General features: G+C 63.9%; 23 protein-coding genes and 1 pseudogene. 14 read left to right on the forward strand and 10 right to left on the reverse strand.

Annotation, left to right across the window (positions count from 1 at the left end; all coding sequences use genetic code 11):
• Positions 1 to 31: 31 nt before the first annotated feature.
• Entirely contained in the window at positions 32 to 457 is a 426-nt protein-coding gene (locus RP6297_RS06355; protein ID WP_009238220.1) for an NfeD family protein, read from the forward strand.
• 49 nt (positions 458 to 506) lie between these two features.
• A complete protein-coding gene (locus RP6297_RS06360; protein ID WP_009238219.1) occupies positions 507 to 1,436 on the forward strand; it encodes an SPFH domain-containing protein in 930 nt (309 codons plus the stop codon).
• A gap of 20 nt (positions 1,437 to 1,456) precedes the next feature.
• Here the strand turns inward: RP6297_RS06360 and smpB are convergent, their stop codons facing one another.
• Positions 1,457 to 1,903 carry an SsrA-binding protein SmpB gene (smpB, locus tag RP6297_RS06365; RefSeq protein WP_009238218.1) on the reverse strand — a complete coding sequence of 149 codons (447 nt, stop codon included), beginning with the start codon at positions 1,901 to 1,903 and terminating at the stop codon, positions 1,457 to 1,459.
• Positions 1,904 to 2,028: 125 nt separating this feature from the next.
• On the opposite strand from smpB, the gene RP6297_RS06370 reads away from it, so the two are divergent.
• On the forward strand, positions 2,029 to 2,466 hold the full coding sequence (locus RP6297_RS06370; RefSeq protein ID WP_009238217.1) for a type II toxin-antitoxin system RatA family toxin: 438 nt from the start codon (positions 2,029 to 2,031) through the stop codon (positions 2,464 to 2,466).
• Positions 2,453 to 2,818 carry an RnfH family protein gene (locus RP6297_RS06375; RefSeq protein ID WP_004626711.1) on the forward strand — a complete coding sequence of 122 codons (366 nt, stop codon included), beginning with the start codon at positions 2,453 to 2,455 and terminating at the stop codon, positions 2,816 to 2,818. Before RP6297_RS06370 ends, RP6297_RS06375 begins: the two co-directional genes overlap by 14 nt.
• A 7-nt stretch (positions 2,819 to 2,825) precedes the next feature.
• Here RP6297_RS06375 and RP6297_RS06380 read toward each other — a convergent pair whose 3' ends face one another.
• Positions 2,826 to 3,365, reverse strand: a complete 540-nt coding sequence (locus RP6297_RS06380) for a DUF4124 domain-containing protein (protein WP_009238216.1) — start codon at positions 3,363 to 3,365, stop codon at positions 2,826 to 2,828.
• 154 nt (positions 3,366 to 3,519) lie between these two features.
• A complete protein-coding gene (locus tag RP6297_RS06385) occupies positions 3,520 to 4,464 on the reverse strand; it encodes a DMT family transporter (RefSeq protein WP_009238215.1) in 945 nt (314 codons plus the stop codon).
• 154 nt (positions 4,465 to 4,618) lie between these two features.
• On the opposite strand from RP6297_RS06385, the gene guaB reads away from it, so the two are divergent.
• The 3 genes from guaB to guaA all read left to right on the forward strand — a co-directional run bounded on the left by guaB (position 4,619) and on the right by guaA (position 8,378).
• The gene (gene guaB / locus RP6297_RS06390) at positions 4,619 to 6,082 is read left to right on the forward strand and encodes an IMP dehydrogenase (RefSeq protein WP_009238214.1); all 1,464 of its coding nucleotides are present in this window, start codon (positions 4,619 to 4,621) and stop codon (positions 6,080 to 6,082) included.
• 123 nt (positions 6,083 to 6,205) lie between these two features.
• Positions 6,206 to 6,784 (forward strand): hypothetical protein, encoded by a 579-nt coding sequence (locus RP6297_RS06395; RefSeq protein WP_009238213.1) that lies wholly within the window; start codon positions 6,206 to 6,208, stop codon positions 6,782 to 6,784.
• Positions 6,759 to 8,378 (forward strand): glutamine-hydrolyzing GMP synthase, encoded by a 1,620-nt coding sequence (gene guaA / locus RP6297_RS06400; protein ID WP_009238212.1) that lies wholly within the window; start codon positions 6,759 to 6,761, stop codon positions 8,376 to 8,378. Before RP6297_RS06395 ends, guaA begins: the two co-directional genes overlap by 26 nt.
• A gap of 101 nt (positions 8,379 to 8,479) precedes the next feature.
• On the opposite strand, the gene RP6297_RS06405 is transcribed toward guaA, so the two are convergent.
• Positions 8,480 to 8,692 carry a hypothetical protein gene (locus RP6297_RS06405; protein ID WP_080725209.1) on the reverse strand — a complete coding sequence of 71 codons (213 nt, stop codon included), beginning with the start codon at positions 8,690 to 8,692 and terminating at the stop codon, positions 8,480 to 8,482.
• Between the two features lie 267 nt (positions 8,693 to 8,959).
• Here RP6297_RS06405 and RP6297_RS06410 point away from each other — a divergent pair, with 267 nt between their 5' ends.
• Complete coding sequence (locus tag RP6297_RS06410; RefSeq protein ID WP_004626726.1) at positions 8,960 to 9,163, forward strand: cold-shock protein; 204 nt, start codon at positions 8,960 to 8,962, stop codon at positions 9,161 to 9,163.
• A gap of 169 nt (positions 9,164 to 9,332) precedes the next feature.
• On the opposite strand, the gene RP6297_RS06415 is transcribed toward RP6297_RS06410, so the two are convergent.
• Positions 9,333 to 9,977, reverse strand: a complete 645-nt coding sequence (locus RP6297_RS06415; RefSeq protein ID WP_009238211.1) for a Vgb family protein — start codon at positions 9,975 to 9,977, stop codon at positions 9,333 to 9,335.
• 36 nt (positions 9,978 to 10,013) lie between these two features.
• Positions 10,014 to 11,234, reverse strand: coding sequence for a hypothetical protein (locus tag RP6297_RS06420; RefSeq protein WP_009238210.1), 1,221 nt, complete (start codon positions 11,232 to 11,234; stop codon positions 10,014 to 10,016).
• An 86-nt stretch (positions 11,235 to 11,320) separates the two neighbouring features.
• Here RP6297_RS06420 and RP6297_RS06425 point away from each other — a divergent pair, with 86 nt between their 5' ends.
• Both RP6297_RS06425 and RP6297_RS06430 read left to right on the forward strand, forming a co-directional pair.
• Positions 11,321 to 12,091 (forward strand): DUF899 domain-containing protein, encoded by a 771-nt coding sequence (locus tag RP6297_RS06425; RefSeq protein ID WP_009238209.1) that lies wholly within the window; start codon positions 11,321 to 11,323, stop codon positions 12,089 to 12,091.
• Positions 12,066 to 12,836, forward strand: coding sequence for a DUF2182 domain-containing protein (locus tag RP6297_RS06430; protein ID WP_009238208.1), 771 nt, complete (start codon positions 12,066 to 12,068; stop codon positions 12,834 to 12,836). The genes RP6297_RS06425 and RP6297_RS06430 overlap by 26 nt, the downstream gene beginning before the upstream one ends.
• Positions 12,837 to 12,855: 19 nt before the next feature.
• On the opposite strand, the pseudogene RP6297_RS06435 reads toward RP6297_RS06430, so the two are convergent.
• Positions 12,856 to 13,140, reverse strand: a pseudogene (locus RP6297_RS06435) (hydrolase); the annotation flags it as partial.
• An 86-nt stretch (positions 13,141 to 13,226) separates the two neighbouring features.
• Here RP6297_RS06435 and RP6297_RS06440 point away from each other — a divergent pair.
• Entirely contained in the window at positions 13,227 to 14,615 is a 1,389-nt protein-coding gene (locus tag RP6297_RS06440) for an L-cystine transporter (RefSeq protein WP_009238206.1), read from the forward strand.
• A gap of 62 nt (positions 14,616 to 14,677) precedes the next feature.
• Here RP6297_RS06440 and pcaQ read toward each other — a convergent pair whose 3' ends face one another.
• On the reverse strand, positions 14,678 to 15,622 hold the full coding sequence (pcaQ, locus tag RP6297_RS06445) for a pca operon transcription factor PcaQ (protein WP_009238205.1): 945 nt from the start codon (positions 15,620 to 15,622) through the stop codon (positions 14,678 to 14,680).
• A gap of 93 nt (positions 15,623 to 15,715) precedes the next feature.
• On the opposite strand from pcaQ, the gene pcaH reads away from it, so the two are divergent.
• The 3 genes from pcaH to thpR all read left to right on the forward strand — a co-directional run bounded on the left by pcaH (position 15,716) and on the right by thpR (position 17,890).
• On the forward strand, positions 15,716 to 16,465 hold the full coding sequence (gene pcaH / locus RP6297_RS06450) for a protocatechuate 3,4-dioxygenase subunit beta (protein WP_009238204.1): 750 nt from the start codon (positions 15,716 to 15,718) through the stop codon (positions 16,463 to 16,465).
• On the forward strand, positions 16,465 to 17,160 hold the full coding sequence (gene pcaG / locus RP6297_RS06455) for a protocatechuate 3,4-dioxygenase subunit alpha (protein ID WP_004626744.1): 696 nt from the start codon (positions 16,465 to 16,467) through the stop codon (positions 17,158 to 17,160). Before pcaH ends, pcaG begins: the two co-directional genes overlap by 1 nt.
• Before the next feature lie 61 nt (positions 17,161 to 17,221).
• Positions 17,222 to 17,890, forward strand: a complete 669-nt coding sequence (gene thpR / locus RP6297_RS06460; RefSeq protein ID WP_009238203.1) for an RNA 2',3'-cyclic phosphodiesterase — start codon at positions 17,222 to 17,224, stop codon at positions 17,888 to 17,890.
• 11 nt (positions 17,891 to 17,901) lie between these two features.
• Here thpR and RP6297_RS06465 read toward each other — a convergent pair whose 3' ends face one another.
• Together RP6297_RS06465 and RP6297_RS06470 are read right to left on the reverse strand one after the other, a co-directional pair.
• Positions 17,902 to 18,597, reverse strand: a complete 696-nt coding sequence (locus RP6297_RS06465; protein ID WP_009238202.1) for a DsbA family protein — start codon at positions 18,595 to 18,597, stop codon at positions 17,902 to 17,904.
• Positions 18,598 to 18,622: 25 nt separating this feature from the next.
• On the reverse strand, positions 18,623 to 19,504 hold the full coding sequence (locus RP6297_RS06470) for an MBL fold metallo-hydrolase (protein ID WP_009238201.1): 882 nt from the start codon (positions 19,502 to 19,504) through the stop codon (positions 18,623 to 18,625).
• Positions 19,505 to 19,580: the final 76 nt, after the last annotated feature.

Below are 19,580 nucleotides of genomic sequence, written 5' to 3' on the forward strand. Positions count from 1 at the left end.
GGTTTTTTCATGGGATTCAGGGGGGCGGAGTATGTCGGCTCAGACCGTCTGGTTTTCGCTGGCCGTGCTGCTCGTCATCGGCGAGCTGATGACGGGCACCTTCTATCTGCTGATGGTCGCGATTGGGCTGATTGCCGGCGGTCTTGCCGCGCTGATCGGCCTTGCATTTCCTGCGCAGGCCATCGTGGCCGCCATCGTGGCGGTGTTCGGCATCGTCGGGCTGCGGCGTACGCGCTACGGGCGTGTGACGCGCGAAAATGCCGCCCGCAACCGCAACGTCAATCTGGATATCGGCGAGACATTGCGCGTCGATGCCTGGTCACCCGAGCGGCGTGCACGCGTGCAATATCGCGGCGCCGCATGGGACGTCGAGTTGGCGCCAAATGCGCCGGCTACCGTCGGTGAATTCCGGATCGTTGAAGTGCGCGGCAACGTGCTCGTCGTCACGCCCAAATAGCACGCAACTCGTAGCCAAAACAACCAACAAGCTCAACCACGGAGGTTTTATGTTCGAGCTGGGGACTCTCGCGCTCATCGTCCTGTTTGCCGCCATCGTGCTTATCGCACAAGGCATCAAGATCGTGCCGCAACAGCACGCCTGGATTCTGGAGCGGCTGGGCAAGTATCACGCGACGCTCTCGCCGGGGCTGAATATCGTGCTGCCCTTTGTCGATCGCGTTGCCTACAAGCACGTGCTCAAGGAAATCCCGCTCGACGTGCCGAGCCAGATCTGTATCACCAAGGACAACACGCAGCTGCAGGTGGACGGCATCCTCTACTTCCAGGTGACCGACCCGATGCGGGCTTCGTATGGCTCCAGCAACTTCGTGATCGCCATCACCCAACTCGCGCAGACGACGCTGCGCTCGGTCGTCGGCAAGCTGGAGCTGGACAAGACGTTTGAAGAGCGCGACTTCATCAACCACAGCGTGGTCAACGCGCTGGATGAGGCGGCATCGAACTGGGGCGTGAAGGTGCTGCGCTACGAGATCAAGGATCTGACACCGCCGAAGGAAATCCTGCACGCCATGCAGGCGCAGATTACGGCCGAGCGTGAAAAGCGTGCGCTGATCGCCGCATCTGAAGGCAAGCGCCAGGAGCAGATCAACCTGGCGTCCGGTGCGCGGGAGGCCGCAATCCAGAAATCAGAAGGGGAAAAGCAGGCCGCCATCAACAGGGCACAGGGTGAAGCGGCGGCGATCCTGGCGGTGGCTGAAGCCAACGCCCAGGCGATCCAGAAGATCGGTCAAGCCATTCGCACCGAAGGGGGCATCGATGCGGTCAACCTGAAAGTGGCGGAAGAGTATGTGAGCGCGTTCGGCAACCTGGCGAAGCAGGGCAACACGCTCATCGTGCCGGGCAACATGGGCGACCTGAGCACGATGATTGCGTCAGCGTTGACGATTGTGAAGCAGCAGCAGCGGCCGGGCGCGTAAAAGTCGGGAAGCGAGACGGCTCAGGCCTTTTCGCGCATGAGGCGCGCTTTTTCGCGCTGCCAGTCGCGGTCTTTCTCGGTTTCGCGCTTGTCGAAGAGCTTCTTGCCCTTGGCGAGGCCGATTTCGCATTTCACGCGGCCGCGCGTGTAGTGCAGGTTGAGCGGCACGAGCGTGTAGCCGCGCTGCTCCACCTTGCCGATGAGCTTCTTGATCTCTTCGGCGTGCAGCAGCAGTTTGCGGGTGCGCACGGGGTCCGGATGGACATGCGTGGAGGCCGATTGCAGCGGGCTGATATGGGCCCCGATCAGGAACAGTTCGGCGTTACGGATGACGACGTAACCTTCCTTGATCTGCGCACGGTTGGCTCGGATGGCTTTCACCTCCCAGCCCTCGAGAGCCATGCCTGCCTCGTAGCGCTCTTCGATGAAGTAATCGAAAAAGGCCTTCTTGTTGTCGGCGATGGTCATACGTTGGAATATGCGGTGCGCGCATTGGGGTGATGAACCCTGCATGCGCTGCGATAAAATGGTGAGTTTAACAAATCCGCCGCAATCCCAACCGGGGCGCAGCGCGCAAAGCTTTCGGATGACGCATGGCAGACGTTGAAAAAACCGTGTTGATTGGCTATTCGGCCGAACAGATGTTCGACCTGGTCACCGACGTCAAGGACTATCCGAACTTTCTGCCGTGGTGCGGCGGCGTGGAAATCTACGAGCAGACGGAAACGTCACTCGACGCGCGTGTCGATATTGCCTTCAAGGGCATCCATCAGTTCTTTCGCACGCGCAACGTGCAAACGCGCCCCACCCGCATTGATATGACGTTCGCTGACGGGCCTTTCAAGTCGTTCACCGGTTTTTGGATCTTCACGCCGCTGCGCGCGGATGCCTGCAAGATCAACTTCCATCTGCATTACGAATTTTCCAGCGTGATTCTGGAAAAACTCATTGGCCCGGTGTTCAGCATGATTGCCAACACCTTCGTCGACTCATTCGTCAAGCGCGCCGAGGCTGTGTATGGCGAGTCCTGATTCCAACACCGTGATCGACGTGATGGTCTGCTTGGCGACGGTCACGCCGCCACGGCTTGTCACGGTGCAAGTGCCGGCGCAGGCGACGGTGGCCGACGCGGTGCGCGCGTCGGGCTTGCTCCACGGCTTGGACCTGACCATCGATACCTGCAGGCTGGGCGTTTACGGCAAGCGCAAGACGCCGGATGCCGCATTGCATGCGCGTGATCGGGTGGAAATCCTGGGCCCGTTGATCGCCGATCCAAAAACGGCTCGCCGGCGGCGTGTGCAGAAGGTGCGGGCCACCGGCACGCGCGAAGGGCTGAAGTGGCTGCGCAACGAGGCGCCGCCCAAAGACGACGTCCTCGAATAACGATCTATCAGCTGCAGTTGGCGCTCAGGGCTGCCTGATTGCGCTGCACGGCGGCGGCACGCTGGTTGTCATCCAAATACGCGATCGAGCCGTCCGGTTGCACCGAACCGACGCGGCGGCCATCCTGCATATACGTGGTTTCGTTGCGCAGGCGTGCGCATTCGGCTTGCTTGCGCTGCGCCGCCTCTGCCTGCCTGGCTTCGTCCTGTTCCTTCTTGGCGCGGTCGGCCAGGCGCTTGCGCAGCTCTTCGTCGGGGTTGGAGGCCGCGACGCCCGAGGCTGGCTGGCCGGGTTTGGCAGCCGCGCCTGGGTCCGCTACCTTGACGCCCGAAGCCGGCGCGGAAAGCGCTTCGTAGGCCGTGGCCGTGCGGCTGTTCGGGTTGCGGATGATGCGGCTAGGCGGTACCGACGGCGGCGGTGCGGCGTCGCTGTAGACCATATGGCCTTTGTCGTCGCGCCATTGCCAGGCCCATTGCGCCTGGGCAATCGGGCAGGCAAGGGCGATCAGGGCGGCGGTGGCAGGCAACAGGACGTGCAGTCGTTTCATGAAGTTCTCGTTCGTGGACTGCCGACGGCGCGCTGGCCGACCCGACGACGGCCCCTCGACGCGCACGGGAGCCCGGTGGCGTGAGCGCCACTCGCCAATCTACGCCGACGGCCTGGCTCGGCCTGTCGACTCGCCCCCCGGCAAGGCGCCCAGTTTATGCAGACTTGTCGTTGGCGTGCAAGCGGACTGACCAGCCGACGCCCAGGATCAGCAAGGCGATTGCGGCGATCTCAAGCGGGCGTGGCCAGCGGCCGTCGTACGCAAAGCCATATGCCAGCGCAAACAGCGTCTCGAACACGATCATCTGGCCCGACAGCGTGAGCGGCAGCCGTCGCGAGGCGATGTTCCACAGGTTGTTGCCGATCAGCGACGCGCCAAGTGCCACGGCCGCATTGACCGCCCAGAACGTGGCCCAGATACGCCCGCCGGCGCCCATCCATGCTGTGCCAACCGTGAGCAAGGCCACCGTGATCAACGCTGCCGACAGAATGCCGCTCGAAATGCCATATAGAGCAGACCATTCGTTGCTGGAAAAATGCGGATTGCGCTGCAGGTAGCGGGCGTTGTCCAAGGCGTACCACGTCCAGCTGAAAAGCGCGCCTGCCGCGCAAGCGATGCCAACAATGCGTTGCCAGACCGGCCGGACGTTGGTGGCCGCCGTTGCCGCTGTCTGGCCGAACAGGTCAACGTTGATGCAGGCGATGCCGGCAGCGACAACCAGGAGCGGCCAGATCAGCCGGGAGAGCGGCACGGCGCCATGATCGCGCCGGCCAAGCATGGTGATTGTGATGGGCAGAATGCCAACGATCAGCGAGGTGGGCGCAACACCAGCCAGCTGCACGCCAAACGCCACGAAAACAAAATAGACAAGGTTGCCGCTGCAGGATTGCCTGACCAGCGCCAGGCAGTCGGCGCGGGTAATTTTGCGGGCAATGCGTGGAAGGATCGGGGCAGCGGCAATGGCTGCGATGACGCCGTAGGCGAGGTAGCGGCCGAGGGTCAGTTCCCACGGTGAAAAGGCGGGTAGCGCGCGGGGCGCAATAAAGACCATGCCCCACATCGCCCCGGCCAGCAGGGCGCACAATACGCCAATTCCCATTCGAACACTCGCGAGGCTGATTCTGCGCGGCCGCTGGCGGCGCAGGGCGCTGTAGGTGCGTGCGCGAAGAAAAATTTATCGAGGATAGCACGGGTCTCTACAACCGTGGGGCGAATTCCCGTATAATCCGATTTTGCGCCTAGAGGAAATTGCTATGCGTCTTGTCCAGAAAGCACTCACGTTCGATGATGTGCTGCTCGTCCCGGCCTACTCGGCCGTCCTGCCCCGCGATACGTCCCTTCGCACCAAGCTCACCCGTTCGATCGAACTCGCCATTCCGCTCGTCTCCGCCGCCATGGATACGGTCACGGAAGCACGGCTTGCTATCGCCATGGCCCAGCAAGGTGGCATCGGTATCGTCCACAAGAACCTGAAGCCCGAAGAACAGGCGCGCGAAGTCGCCAAGGTCAAGCGCTTTGAATCGGGTGTGCTGCGCGACCCGATCACCATCGGTCCGGACATGAAGATCCGCGACGTGATGGCGCTGTCGGCCCAGCACGGCATCTCGGGTTTCCCGGTGCTGGAAGGCAAGAAGGTGGTGGGCATCATCACCAACCGCGATCTGCGTTTCGAAGAAGAACTGGACGCCCCGGTGCGCGCCAAGATGACGCCGAGCGAGAAGCTCGTCACCGTCAAGGAAGGCGCTTCGCTGGAAGAGGCCAAGCGTCTGATGAACAAGCACCGCCTCGAGCGTGTGCTGGTGGTGGGCGAGGCTTTCGAGCTGCGCGGCCTGATCACCGTCAAGGACATCCAGAAGGCCACCGAGTATCCGCTGGCGTCGAAGGACGAACGCGGTTCGCTGCGCGTGGGTGCGGCGGTGGGCGTGGGCCCGGATAACGATCTGCGTATCGATTTGCTGGTCAAGGCCGGCGTGGACGTCATCGTCGTCGATACCGCGCATGGCCACAGCCAGGGCGTGCTGAACCGCGTGCGCTGGATCAAGGACAACTACCCGCAGGTGCAGGTGATTGGCGGCAACATCGCCACGGGCGACGCTGCCCGGGCGCTGGTCGACCACGGCGCGGATGGCGTCAAGGTCGGCATTGGCCCGGGTTCGATCTGCACGACGCGGATTGTCGCTGGCGTGGGCGTGCCGCAGATCTTTGCCGTGTCGAATGTGGCCGAGGCGCTGAAGGGCACCGGCGTGCCGCTCATCGCTGACGGCGGTATCCGCTACTCGGGCGATGTGGCCAAGGCACTGGCTGCCGGCGCACACACCGTGATGATGGGCGGCATGTTTGCCGGCACGGACGAATCGCCGGGTGAGGTGTTCCTGTTCCAGGGGCGCTCGTACAAGAGCTACCGCGGCATGGGCTCGGTAGGCGCAATGAAGGACGGCGCTGCCGACCGTTACTTCCAGGAAGACAACACCGCCAACGTCGACAAGCTGGTGCCCGAAGGTATCGAGGGCCGCGTGCCTTACAAGGGCTCCGCATTGCCGATCGTGCATCAACTCACTGGCGGCGTTCGTTCGTCGATGGGCTACTGCGGGTGCGCATCGATTGCCGAATGGCACGAGAAGGCGCAGTTTGTCGAGATCACCGCTGCCGGCATGAACGAATCGCACGTGCACGACGTGCAGATCACGAAGGAAGCGCCGAACTATCACCGCGACTGATCGCTTCTCGATCTTCGCATACAAGATAGAAGGCAAGCAGTACTGCCGCCGGGGTGCGCGGGCGCTCCGGCTGAATCAACCGGCGGCCGAAGCACGGGCGGCCGCCCGCAACTGGAGACGATGATGAAAGCGCTTTTGCGACTCGTTCTGTTTCTGGATGCGGCTGTCGCACTGTGCGTCGGTCTCGTCCTGCTGGCTTCACCCATGACGTCCATCTTCGGCGCGCTGCAATTGCCGCAGCCGGAGCCTGCGATGTACGGCCAGCTGCTCGGCGTCACGCTGATTGGTGTGGCTTGGCTGCTGTGGCACGCCACCGTCAATGGTCAACTGACGACCGCCGTGGCGCAGGTGGTCGGGCATGTGAACCTGGCGGTCGCCGTGCTGGTGATTGCCTGGCTGCTGTTCTTCCACCTGCCGGTGGAGGGCGCCGGCCGCATCTGGCTGCCGACGTTTGCGGCGGTGCTGGCGGCGTTTTCCGCCGTGCAGATTCCCGCTTCGCGCCGCGTGCGCACCAACGAGCGCGTGCGCGCACAGAAGGCCCGCGAAGACGCCGCGGCTGCGCGCGAACGCGAACGCGCAGAAAAGGCGCAGCGCAAAGAACCTGGCTACATGCCGCCTCCGGGCTACGGCCCCGGCACTGAAGTCGACACGATTGCCGATTCCATTCCTCCAGAACATGCACGACAAAGTCCTCATCCTTGATTTCGGCTCGCAGGTCACGCAACTGATTGCGCGGCGCGTGCGTGAAGCACACGTCTATTGCGAAATCCATCCGAACGACGTGTCCGACGCCTTCGTGCGCGACTTCGCGCCCAAGGCGATCATCCTGTCCGGCAGCCACGCCAGCACGTACGAAGATCATCAACTGCGCGCCCCGCAGGCCGTGTGGGACCTGGGCGTGCCGGTGCTCGGCATCTGCTACGGCATGCAGACCATGGCCGTGCAGCTGGGCGGCAAGGTGGAGTGGAGCGACCACCGCGAATTCGGTTACGCCGAAGTGCGCGCCCATGGCCACACCCGCCTGCTCAAGGACATCCAGGACTTCGCCACGCCGGAAGGCCACGGCATGCTCAAGGTGTGGATGAGCCACGGCGACAAGGTTGCCGAGCTGCCCCCGGGCTTCAAGCTGCTGGCCTCGACGCCGAGCTGCCCGATTGCCGGCATGGCCGACGAGGCGCGCGGCTACTACGCCGTGCAGTTCCACCCGGAAGTCACGCACACCGTGCAGGGCCGTGCGATGCTCGAGCGCTTCGTGCTGGAGATCGCTGGCGCCAAGCCCGACTGGGTCATGCGCGATCACATCGACGAGGCCGTCAAGGCGATCCGCGAGCAGGTGGGCGATGAAGAGGTGATCCTCGGGCTGTCGGGCGGCGTCGATTCGTCGGTGGCTGCAGCATTGATCCACCGCGCCATTGGCGACCAGCTGACCTGCGTGTTTGTCGACCACGGGCTGCTGCGTCTGGACGAAGGCAAGATGGTGATGGACATGTTCGCCGGCCGCCTGCACGCCAAGGTCGTGCACGTGGATGCGTCCGAGCAGTTCCTTGGCCATCTGGCTGGCGTGACTGACCCCGAAGCCAAGCGCAAGATCATCGGCCGCGAGTTCGTTGAGGTATTCCAGGCGGAAGCCAAGAAACTCAGCAACGCCAAGTGGCTGGCGCAGGGCACGATCTACCCGGACGTGGTGGAATCGGGCGGCACCAAGACCAAGAAGGCAACGACGATCAAGAGCCACCACAACGTGGGCGGCCTGCCGGAAACGCTCGGCCTGAAGTTGCTCGAACCGCTGCGCGATCTGTTCAAGGATGAAGTGCGCGAGCTGGGTGTGGCGCTGGGCCTGCCGCACGAGATGGTGTATCGCCATCCGTTCCCGGGACCGGGTCTGGGCGTGCGCATTCTGGGTGAGGTCAAGCGTGAATATGCAGACCTGCTGCGCCGTGCCGATGCCATCTTCATCGAAGAGCTGCGCGGCACGAAGGCCACGGCGCAGGATGCGTCTGCTGGCCTGTGCGGCGAAGGCGATGTTGGCAAGAGCTGGTACGACCTGACCAGCCAGGCGTTTGCGGTGTTCCTGCCGATCAAGTCCGTCGGCGTGATGGGCGATGGCCGCACATACGACTACGTGACGGCGCTGCGTGCAGTGCAGACCACCGACTTCATGACCGCACATTGGGCGCATCTGCCGTACACGCTGCTGGGCCGCGTGTCGAACCGCATCATCAACGAGGTGCGTGGTTTGAGCCGGGTCGTGTACGACGTGTCGGGCAAGCCGCCTGCGACGATTGAGTGGGAGTGAGGTTCACCTCCCAAGTCAGAAGAAGCCCGCGTTATGCGGGCTTTTTTTCGTCCTTATAGTTGGCTATCCAGTGTCTGCCAAAAAGCTACCCCGAACGGCGTCTACGCCTCCAGTGACCAGCCTTGGTTGTCCACGTTCTTTTCGTCGCGATAGACCCATCGCGCACCGCATGTGGGACACGAGAACGTGCTGACGGTGATTGCGCGCGCGGAGGGCGATTTGATGCGTTGCGTGTCGGTGATTCTGAGCAAAGCATGGCCTGGCGCGCCGCGTCTATGGAGTTCGATTGCGGCGCAAGCCGAGCAGAGTGTCATGCCGATGGTTCTCTCAAGAGCGCATGCCCACTGTGGCGTGCTGACTCAGCGGTGGGGTGCGGGGTAGGTCAATGGTGGCAGATTATCTAATTATTTGTTGACGCGGGTCTGAAATGTCTGTAGAAACCATCTTCGCAGGATCTTCAAGCAGTTACTCCGATGTTCTGGGTTGTCACGCCAAGCGGTGCTTCCTTTGCTCCATGTTTCTTCCTTGATTGTCGTGCCTGGTGAGCACAGGCTCATGCAGAACTTTTTAGGATATCCAACATGGAAACCGGCACAGTAAAGTGGTTCAACGACTCCAAGGGCTTCGGCTTCATCACCCCGGACGCAGGCGGCAACGATCTCTTCGCTCACTTCTCTGAAGTTCAGGGCAACGGGTTCAAGTCCCTCCAAGAGGGTCAGAAGGTGCGCTACGTTGCAGGCGTTGGCCAAAAGGGCCCGGCTGCCACGAAGATCGAAGCGATCTGATCGGTCGCATCTGCCAAGAAAAAACCCCGCACTGCGGGGTTTTTTTTCGTAGCAACATTAAGGTGTCCAAGACGCACTTTGCCGCAGCGTCTGAGGCTCTTGCGGCAGCAGATGAATCTGCTGCGGCATCACATAAACGGCAACCGCTGCCGAAAGCCCCGTAGCGCGCCTATGCCGCCTGCTTGCGGGGGCGTCGCACCGCGCGAATCTTCCCGGTGGTTCCGCCGCCGCAGAAGAACTGATCGGCGCCATCCGACTCGAGACCCGACACGTTCATGCCGGCCGGCATGTCAAGCTGCTCCAGCACTTCACCGGTTTGCGGATCGATGTGCCGCACCTCGCTCGTATCGCCTTCCCAAGTGCCGTGCCAGAGCTCACCGTCGACCCACGTGACGCCGGTAACGAACCGGTTGGATTCGATGGTGCGCAATACCTTGCCGGTGTCCGGATCGATCTGGCGGATCTTGCGCTCGCGGTAGTGGCCGACCCACAGCGTGCCTTCGGCCCAGGCGAGGCCCGAGTCTCCGCCCGCGCCCGGCGCCGGAATCGTGGCGAGCACGGTGCCCGTTTGCGGGTCGATTTTCTGGATGCGGTCTTCGGCAATCTGGAACAGGTGCCGCCCATCGAACGCGGTCCCGGCATGGGCCGGTACATCGATGGAGCGCTGTGTCTTGCCGCTGTCGGGGTCGAGTTCCTTCAGCTGACCGCCGGCAGCAAACCAGACGTGCCGACCATCGTAGGTCACGCCGCCGACGTTCTCTGCGCCAGGGAAGGGGCCGTATTCGCGCACGACTTCGGCGGTGAATCGTTTCATGTGGGGCTCGCTGGATTCGGTTACGCAGTCTTCATCCTAGTCACTTGGCAGCGGGGCAGGGAGTAACAAGGTGGTCGCGAATCCGGGTAACGGCGGCGTCACCCACCGGCGCGCGCGCCCGCGTCCGAAGGACTGCACCTTGCCGGCGGCCGCCAGTGCATCGAGCGCGCGTTGTACGGTGCGCTGGCTGGCGCCGAGCGCAAGTGCCAGTGCAGAGCTGGACCACGATTCCCCGTCGGCGAGACACGCCAGCACGGCGGCGTATTGCTCGGCCACAGGCTGGGCGAGCACGACTACGGCTTGGGCCGCGTGAGGCTGCAATGCGAATCCGTGCCGGGTCGCCTTGATCGTGCCCAACGCACCAAGTGCTGTGCGCAAACGGCCGATCTCCACGCGCAGCCGCACGCGGTGTGATTCGTCGGGGTGCCGGGTGCGGAATGCGCGCGCGATGAGGGCGTCTCGGGCCTCGTCTTCTGGCCACGCTTCGGCCAGTGCCCGCGCCAGCGTGAACAGCACAGGCCGCGTGGCAAGCGGGACGATCGTATCGGTCTGCCGAATGGCGAGTCGGCATGCATCCACCACCAGCGCGTCCGATGCAAAGAGGGCTTCGACATCATCAAGGCGCAGCACGCGCTCTTCGCCGCGCGAGATGAGGCGCGCAGCCGGTGCATTCAAGGCCAGGGCGGCGCGTTCGGCTTCGGCGGTGAGCGTCGGGATGCCGGCCTGGCGTGCTGCGCGTTCGGCATCGCTCAATGCTGCGCGTGCGGCGCCGGTCTGCAAACGTCGGATCGCAATGCCCGCGACGACAAGCGCATGCGCCGCCTGCAAGGCCGGAGGAAGAGGCGCCGGCGTCAGCGCGGCGAGCGCGGCTTCTGCATCGTCCAGGCGGCCGATCAGCAGCAGGCGACGGATGCTGAGATACCGCGCGTGTGCGGCATTGACGTGGTCGCCGTGCGCCTCGAGCGTGGCGCATGCCGTGTGGAGGGTTTTGGCGGGCCAGCCAAGATCGCGCGAGGCGAGGGCGACTTCGGCTTCCGCGACGATGCAGCGTGCGCGTGCCACGGCCTCGCGTGCGCCGAATGCACGGGCCGCGCGACGCAGCAGGAGCTTGGCGCGTGCCAGGTCACCGAGCTGGGCCATGGCGATGCCACGCAGAGCCAGCGCGGCGGCATCGTCGCGCAGAGCGACGCGGTTCAGCGCTCCGAATGGGTCACCGGCGGCGAGTGCGCGGGCTGCAGCCGTGATCAATGAATCCATTCGAATCCCGCCACACTTGTCACTCCCGCCGTTTGAGGTCGGCGCCTAATCTAGCACACGACCACTCACCCAAAACGGAGGCAAGCATGAGTGCAACACACCCCACAGCAACCCGCGCAACCTGGCTGGCAGAGCGCATTGAACTGCTCAAGGCCGAGAAGGAACTGACGCGCCGCAGCGATGAACTCGCGCGCCGCCGGCAGGCACTGCCGTGGGTTCGCATCGACAAAAGCTATCGCTTTGAAACCGAGAACGGCAGCGCCTCGCTGGCCGATCTGTTTGGCGGCCGCTCGCAACTGCTGGTCTATCACTTCATGTTCGGGCCGGACTACAAGGCGGGCTGCCCCTCGTGCTCGATGATTGCCGATGGCTTTGATGGCTTCGTCACGCATCTGGCGAACCACGACGTGACGCTGATGGCGGTGTCGCGCGGGCCACTGGCCAAGCTGCTGGAGTACCGGGAGCGGATGAGCTGGAGCTTTCCGTGGGTATCGTCGGTGGGGAGCGATTTCAACTACGACTTTAACGTCTCGATCACGGAAGACCAGCAGCGCGCCGGCAGCGCCGACTACAACTACGTGCGCGGCAGCCACGTGATGGATGCATCCGACTTGCCCGAACCCGTGCAGCAGTTCGCCAGCATGTGCGGCACCGATGCGCCCACCTACGTGCGCGACCGGCCCGGCATGAGCGCGTTCATGCTGGAAGATGGCGTCGTGTATCACACGTATTCCACCTACGCGCGCGGGCTCGACGGCTTGTGGGGCGCATACCAGTGGCTGGACCGCGCGCCGCTGGGCCGCAACGAAACCTGTGTCTGGTGGCGTCGCCATGACGAATACGCTCAGCAGCGTTGAGCTGCCGCGCGAGCATGCATTGTCCGAGCGCGGCTTTCTGGCCGTCTCGGCATTGCTGTTCATCGCCAGCACGGCGGCGACGGTGGCATGGTGCAACGCCATGCCGGCCATGAGCGAGATGCCGATGGCCTGGATGCCGATGTGCGGTCAGACATGGTGGGGCTTTGCTGCGTCCTTCATTGGCATGTGGACGGTGATGATGGCCGCGATGATGCTGCCGTCATTGCTGCCGACGCTGCGGCAGTATCGCGGTGCGCTGCACCTGGCAGGCAAACCGAACGTTGATACGCAGACGGCGTTGGCAGGCGCGGGATACTTCGCGGTATGGACGCTGATCGGCGTGATGGTCTTTGCGCTGGGCGCGGCGTTGGCACAGTTCGAAATGACATGGCCTGTTGTGGCACGCGTGGCGCCGCTTGCCAGAGGCGCGGTGGTTCTTGCGGCGGGCGCACTGCAGTTCAGCGCATGGAAGGCGCGCCAGCGTGCATGGTGCCGCGTAGCTCAGGCGCCTGGCTGTGCATGGCGATTTGGCTTGGACCTTGGCGTGCGCTGTGCCGCTTCGTGCGCCGGCCTGACGGCCATCCTGTTGGTGACCGGCGTGATGGACGTGCGTGCAATGGTGGCCGTGTCAGCGGCGATTACGCTCGAGCGCTTGGCGCCTGCGGGGCAGCGCGTGGCCCGCTGTATTGGCGCTGCTGCCGTCGGGGCAGGATTGCTCTTGATGTTGCGTGCCACGTTGCCCTGAGGCGTCCTCAACACACGACTTACATCACCGCGCCAAGCTGCCACGGGACGAACTCGTTGTCGCCCAGACCATTGAGTTCGCTCTTGGTGCGCGTGCCGGAGGCCGTGGCCAGCATCAGCTGGAACAGCGCCTCGCCGGCTTGCGCGATGCTCAGGCGGCCATCAACGATGCCGCCGCAGTCGTAGTCCATGTCGAGTTCCATGTGCCGATAGAGCGTGCTTTTGGTCGCAAGCTTCAAGGAGGGCACCGGCTTGCAGCCGTAGGTGGACCCGCGGCCCGTTGTGAAGCAGATCAGGTTGGCGCCATCCGTTCCATGCCTCGGCAACCTTCGTGCAACTGGCGTAAGATGCCCGCTCGATTTTCGATCGCTGCGTGCGGCATCCAAGCAACATGAACCTTCCGCTTTTACTCAATATCGCGACGTTCGTCGTCATCCTGACCGCTCTCGGCCGTGTGAACGCGAGCTGGAGCCTGGCCAAACGTGTGCTGCTTGGCATGGTGCTGGGCATCCTGTTCGGACTGGCGCTGCACCTGATCTATGGCGACGACAGCGCGACGCTCAAGCAGTCGATTTCGTGGTTCAGCATCGTTGGCGGCGGCTATATCCAACTGCTGCAGATGATCGTCATGCCGCTCGTGCTGGTGTCAGTGCTGAACTCGGTGGCCAAGCTCAACAGCACGGCGTCGCTCGGCAAGATCAGCGTGCTGACGATCGGCACGCTGCTGCTCACAACGCTCATTTCAGCGCTGGTCGGCGTGTTCGTCACGCACCTGTTTGGGCTGACGGCGCAAGGACTGGTGCAGGGCGCGCAGGAAACCGCCCGGTTGACCGCCGTCCAGGACAACTATGTCGGCAAGGTGGCCGACCTGTCGGTGCCGCAGCTGGTGCAGTCCTTCATTCCGAAGAACCCCTTTGCCGAGCTGACCGGCGCCAAGCCCACGTCCATCATCGGCGTGGTGATCTTCGCGGCGTTCCTGGGCGTGGCTGCGTTGAACCTGCTGAAGGATGATGCGGTAAAAGGCGAGCGCGTGCTGACCGCCATTGACACCGCGCAGGCCTGGGTGATGAAGCTCGTGCGGCTCGTCATTCGCCTGACTCCTTACGGCGTGCTCGCGCTCATGACGAACGTGGTAGCCGTGTCCAACGTGCAGGACATCATCAAGCTCGGCGGTTTCGTGGTGGCGTCTTACCTCGGCCTGGCGATCATGTTCGGCGTGCATGCTGTGCTGCTCACGCTCAATGGCATCAATCCGCTCCGCTTCTTCCGCAAGGTCTGGCCGGCGCTGTCGTTCGCGTTCACGAGCCGGTCCAGTGCGGCCACCATTCCGCTGAGCATCGAGGCGCAGACGCGGCGCATTGGTGTGCCGGAATCGATTGCCAGTTTCGCTGCATCGTTTGGCACGACCATTGGCCAGAACGGCTGCGCGGGCCTGTATCCCGCCATGCTGGCAGTGATGGTGGCGCCCACGGTGGGCATCAACCCGTTCGATCCTGTATGGATTGCAACGCTCGTGGCGGTGGTTACGCTCAGCTCGGTTGGCGTGGCGGGTGTGGGCGGCGGCGCCACGTTTGCGGCGTTGATCGTCCTGCCGGCGATGGGCTTGCCGGTGACGCTCGTGGCACTGCTGATCTCCATCGAACCGCTCATCGACATGGGCCGTACCGCTCTCAACGTCAATGGCTCGATGACGGCCGGGGCGATCACTAGCCAGTTGCTGGGGCAGACCGATCGCAGTGTCTTCGATGCTGCCGATGACGTGGAGATGGCGCACCGCTGATCTGCGCGTCGAAATAAAAAATGCCGGCCATGGGGTCGGCATTTTTTTGAGGGCGAGGCGGCTCAGATCGGCGTCTGCGCCAGCTCGGTCAGCAGTTCCATGAACGCGCTGGCCAGTTCGCTGGGTGTGGCGACGCTTCTGCGCAGCAGGCCGACGGGCTCCTTGGTGCCCGACGTGGCAGTGTCCAGACGGGCAAGTTGACCATGCGCCAGGTCGTCGCCCGCAGCGCGCTCGGGGGTGATCCACACCGCATCGGATCGGCACGCCAGCAACCGTGCGACGGACACCGAAAGCGTTTCCGTCACGCCCGCGGGCAAGCGCAGGCCGTGTGTCTGGAACAGCGCTTCGGTGTGATGGCGGGGCACCGTGCCCGGCGTGGCGATCACGAGCGGGTAATCCAGCACCGCCTGCAGGGACGCCGATGCGCCCGGCAGCGTCAGCAGCGGATGTCCAGGCCGCACGACCAGCGCCAGCGGCTCTGCATACAGCAACTCGAACGACAGCCCCTGCATGCGGTCGGGCTCGGCCATGCGCCCGACGATGAAATCGAGTTCGCCGGCCTTGAGCGCGGTCAGCAGCTCGATATTGGTGCCGGTGCGCAACCGCACGCCGGCATGCGGGCGCTGCGCGTGCAAATGGGCAATCGCCTGGGGCAGGAGGCTGCTGGCCACCGTCGGCAGGGCGCCCACATGCACGACCGGCGCGGAAGCGTCCGTCGATCCCATCAGCGCGGCGGTGGCCGATTCCAGCGCCTGCGTCACGCCCACTGCATGCCGCAGGAATTGCTCGCCGGCCGCGGTGAGCCGCGCGCCTTGCCGGCCGCGTTCCACGAGTTGCATACCGGCAAGCGCTTCGAGTTCGCCCAGCGTTTTCGATACCGCCGGCTGGCTCAGATGCAACCGCTCGGCGGCGCGCCGCAGATTGCGCTCCTGCGCGATGGCGACAAAGCAGCTCAGATGGCGAAAGCGGATGCGGGACGGCAAGTCCGCTGAGAAGGCACTTTCCATAACTTGGAGTTATCGATTTTCCGATAAGAAGTCAATTTACTTCACTTTTTGTCGGCGATACAGTCTCTCCACGATTTCAACAGGAGACGCCCCATGACCCTGCCGCTTTCCGGCACCGGCGAATTCGCCCAGCGCGACACCGCGCAGCACCCGCCCGCACTGACTCCCGGCTACAAGACCAGCGTGCTGCGCTCGCCGCGCAACGCGCTCATCTCCACCCTGAATACGCTGTCCGAGACCACCGCACCGGTGTTCCGCGCCGACGACCTGGGCGCGCTCGATAACGATCTGATCCTCAACTACGCCAAGGAAGGCCTGCCGATCGGCGAGCGCATCATCGTCCACGGCTACGTGCGCGACGAGTTCGGCCGCCCCGTGCCGAACGCGCTGGTGGAGGTGTGGCAGGCCAACGCCGGCGGCCGCTACCGCCACAAGAAAGACCAGTACATCGCGCCGATCGACCCGAACTTTGGCGGCTGCGGCCGCATGCTGACGGACGCCAATGGCTACTATGTCTATCGCACCATCAAGCCGGGCCCGTATCCGTGGCGCAACCGCATCAATGATTGGCGCCCGTCGCACATCCATTACTCGCTCTCGGGCGACGGCTGGGCCCAGCGCCTCATCACGCAGATGTACTTCGAGGGCGATCCGATGATCGCGCAGTGCCCGATCATCAAGACCATCCCGAGCGAAGAGCAGGTGCGTGGTCTGATCGCGCTGCACGACACGGCGAACCACGTGCCGCTCGACAGCCGCTGCTACCGCTTCGACATCACCTTGCGCGGCCGCCGTGCCACGCATTTCGAAAACGCCGTGCCCGCCCTGCAAGGAGCCAAGTGATGACCACGACCACACTGCGTGAATCGCTCGAACGTGCCCAGGCAACGGCCATGACGACAACGCCGCCGTTCGCGCATTTCAACGAGACCGCTTCGCAGACGGGCGGCCCCTACGTGCACATTGGCCTTGCACCGCGCCAGGCCGGCTTCGACATCTACGACAAGGAATTCGGCAGCGTCCTGACCACGCCCGCCACGCGCGGCGAACGCATCGCGCTGGAAGGCCGCGTCTACGATGGCTCCGGCTCGCTCGTGCGCGATGTGCTGATCGAGATCTGGCAAGCCAATGCCGACGGCAAATACGCGCATCCTGCAGATCGGCAAGACAAACCTGTCGACCCGGCATTCCGTGGCTGGGGCCGCGCCGGGGCGGATTTCGATACGGGCGTCTATCGTTTCGATACCATCAAGCCGGGCGCCGTGGCCGGCCGCAGCGGTACCACGCAGGCACCGCACATCTGCATGATCCTGTTTGCGCGCGGCATCAACCTCGGCCTGCATACGCGCGTGTACTTCAGCGATGAGGCCGCAGCCAACGGCACGGACCCGGTGCTGAATGGCATCGAGTGGGAAGTGCGCCGCAAGACGCTGATCGCCCAGCGCAGCGAGCGTAACGGCGAGGTGGTCTACACCTTCGACGTACGCTTGCAAGACACGCCGGATGGCGGCGCGGAGACAGTGTTCTTCGATATCTGATCGCCGCATCACATCCAAAAGACCACGCCCGGCAGGTTCACACCGCCGGGCGTTGTTTTTGATGCGAGCAACACGACTTTCAGCGGGACGTCATGCGGGCGTCGATAATGGGTGGATCGCCAGCCCGGCGTTTGACGACCCTGCCGTGACCCAGCTCACTCTTCCCGGATTCGAAGCCACCCCGCAATTGCCCGCGCATCGCCTGTTTCTGGCGATCAAGCCTGACGTGGATACCGCCGAGCGCATCGCGCGGCTGATCCAGCAATTGCGGCCCGTCGTGGGTTTCAAGGGCAAGGCGCTGCGTACGGAGCGCCTGCATGTCACGCTGCATCATCTGGGCGATTTCGTTCATCTGCCGCCTGAGGATGTCGTGGCGCGTGTGCGTGCAGCGGCAGACAGCCTGGCCATGCCCGCGTTCGACGCCACGTTCAACCAGGTGGTAAGCCTGCATGGCCGGCGCGATCATCGGCCGTTTGTGTTGCTGGGCGATGAGGGCGTGGGCGGTTTGACGGCGTTTCAGGCCGCGCTCGGCGAGGCGCTCGAGCATGCCGCCGTGCCGGTGCAGCGCGGGCCGTTCAAGCCGCACATCACGCTGTTGTATGACCGCGGCGGCTTTGCGGCGAAGGCAGTCGAGCCCATCACTTGGACCGTACGCGAGTTCGCTTTCATCCATAGCTGGCTCGGCAAGACGCGCTACGACGAACTCGGCCGTTGGGCGCTCAAAGGCTGAGCGCCACGTCGTTACGCACAGCCGTCCGGGCCGCAGACGGGGCCATCGGCTTCGCTCGCCGGGGCAAGCGTGCCGATGTGCTGTGTCAGCGCCTGCACCCAGGATTCCGGCTTGCCAAGCCACGGGCCGATGTCGATGATGCCCAGTCGGCCATCCGCATCTTCCAGCGCAAACGTCGGAAAACCCTGTCCGCCAACACGGTCGAGCCATTGCCGGCTCTGCGCGATGTGCTGCTGCGTGAGCGCTCCGGTCTGTCGCGCGTATTCCGCGTCGAATGCTTCGGGCGATAGGCCGATCTCTGCTGCGAGCTCGCGCAGTACCGCCGCATCGGCAATGCGCAGGCCTTCTTCGTAATGCGCGCGTTGAACGCGATGGATCATGTCGAGCCCGCAGCCGCCGAGCGCCTCCGCCGCAAGGACCGCCGCAATGGGCGGCTCCGAATCCATCACTGCCGTGGTGTCGCGCAATAGGCTTTCGAAGTAGGGCTCGCCGAATGGCTGGCCGGTCAACTCGGCAATGCGGTGGTCGTGCGGCATCACATAGTCGCGCCATTGGGGCGTGACCGTACGGCGATTCGGGCCGGCAAGCATGCCGCCGCCGTGGAAGGCAATCGTGAGGCCCGGCACCGTGCGCGCGGCCTCCACCAGCGGTGCGGCACCGTAGCACCAGCCGCACAGCGGGTCGTAGATGTAATGCAATGTCGTCATGTTGTTTCCTCGGTGGCAGACCAGCTTACTGCGGCCACTTCATTTCGCCCTTGATGACCTTGGCGCTCAGTTCCAGCGATGCATCGCCGCCCAGCGTCGGATACGCCGCCTTCATCGCCTTGATCAGCTCCGCCGAGTTGTCTGCCTTTGCAGCTTGCAGTTCGAAGGTCTTCAGGTAGTCCGCCGTAAAGCGAACCGCCTCCAGCCCCTTTGGCATTGCACCCGTGAAGTGACCGGGCACCACGGTCGTCGGCTTGAGCGCCGTGATGTTGTCCAGCGTCTGCAACCAGCGCAGGCGCGATTCGCGCGTCTGCGTGTCGGCCACCCAAACGTGGTCGCCGCTGTTGACGACCACGCCGCCGGCCACGGTCTTGATCGAAGGGATCCACAGATACGTGCGTGCCGCGTCCGGGCCGTTCAGCTCCTTGATCTCGATGGTGCGGCCTTCCAGCGTGAGGTGGTCGGCGCTCAGCACGTCGGGCAGCACGAGCGTCTTGGGCGCGTTGTCCTTCAGGATCGGGCCCCAGTAGGCGAGCTTGCCATCCATCGATGCCTTGATGGCGGCCACGGTTTGCGGTGTTGCCACGATCTTCGCTCGCGGGAATGCCGCACGGATGACATCGAGCCCGAAGTAATAGTCCGGATCGCTCTGGCTGATGTAGACGGTAGTGAGCGTCTTGCCGCTGGCCTTGAGTTTCTGCACGAGCGCCTCTGCATCGCTGCGCTGGAACTGCGCGTCAATCAGGATGGCTTCGTGCGCACCGCTGATGATTTCCGACGACACCGGGAAGATGCCCTTGGCACCGGGGTTGTAAACCTCAAGATGCAATGGCGCCGGCGCGGCAGCGTGGGCAACAGGACCGGCGCTGACAAGGCCGGCGGCAAGCAGGGTGCGGAGCAGGGACATCGGGGTTCTCCAGGCGGATGTGATTTCTGCGAAGCCGCTACTGTAAGTTGCTTGATTCGATCAAAAAACCACCTAA

The sequence above is a fragment of the Ralstonia pickettii genome, from assembly GCF_016466415.2.
Classification (GTDB): domain Bacteria; phylum Pseudomonadota; class Gammaproteobacteria; order Burkholderiales; family Burkholderiaceae; genus Ralstonia; species Ralstonia pickettii.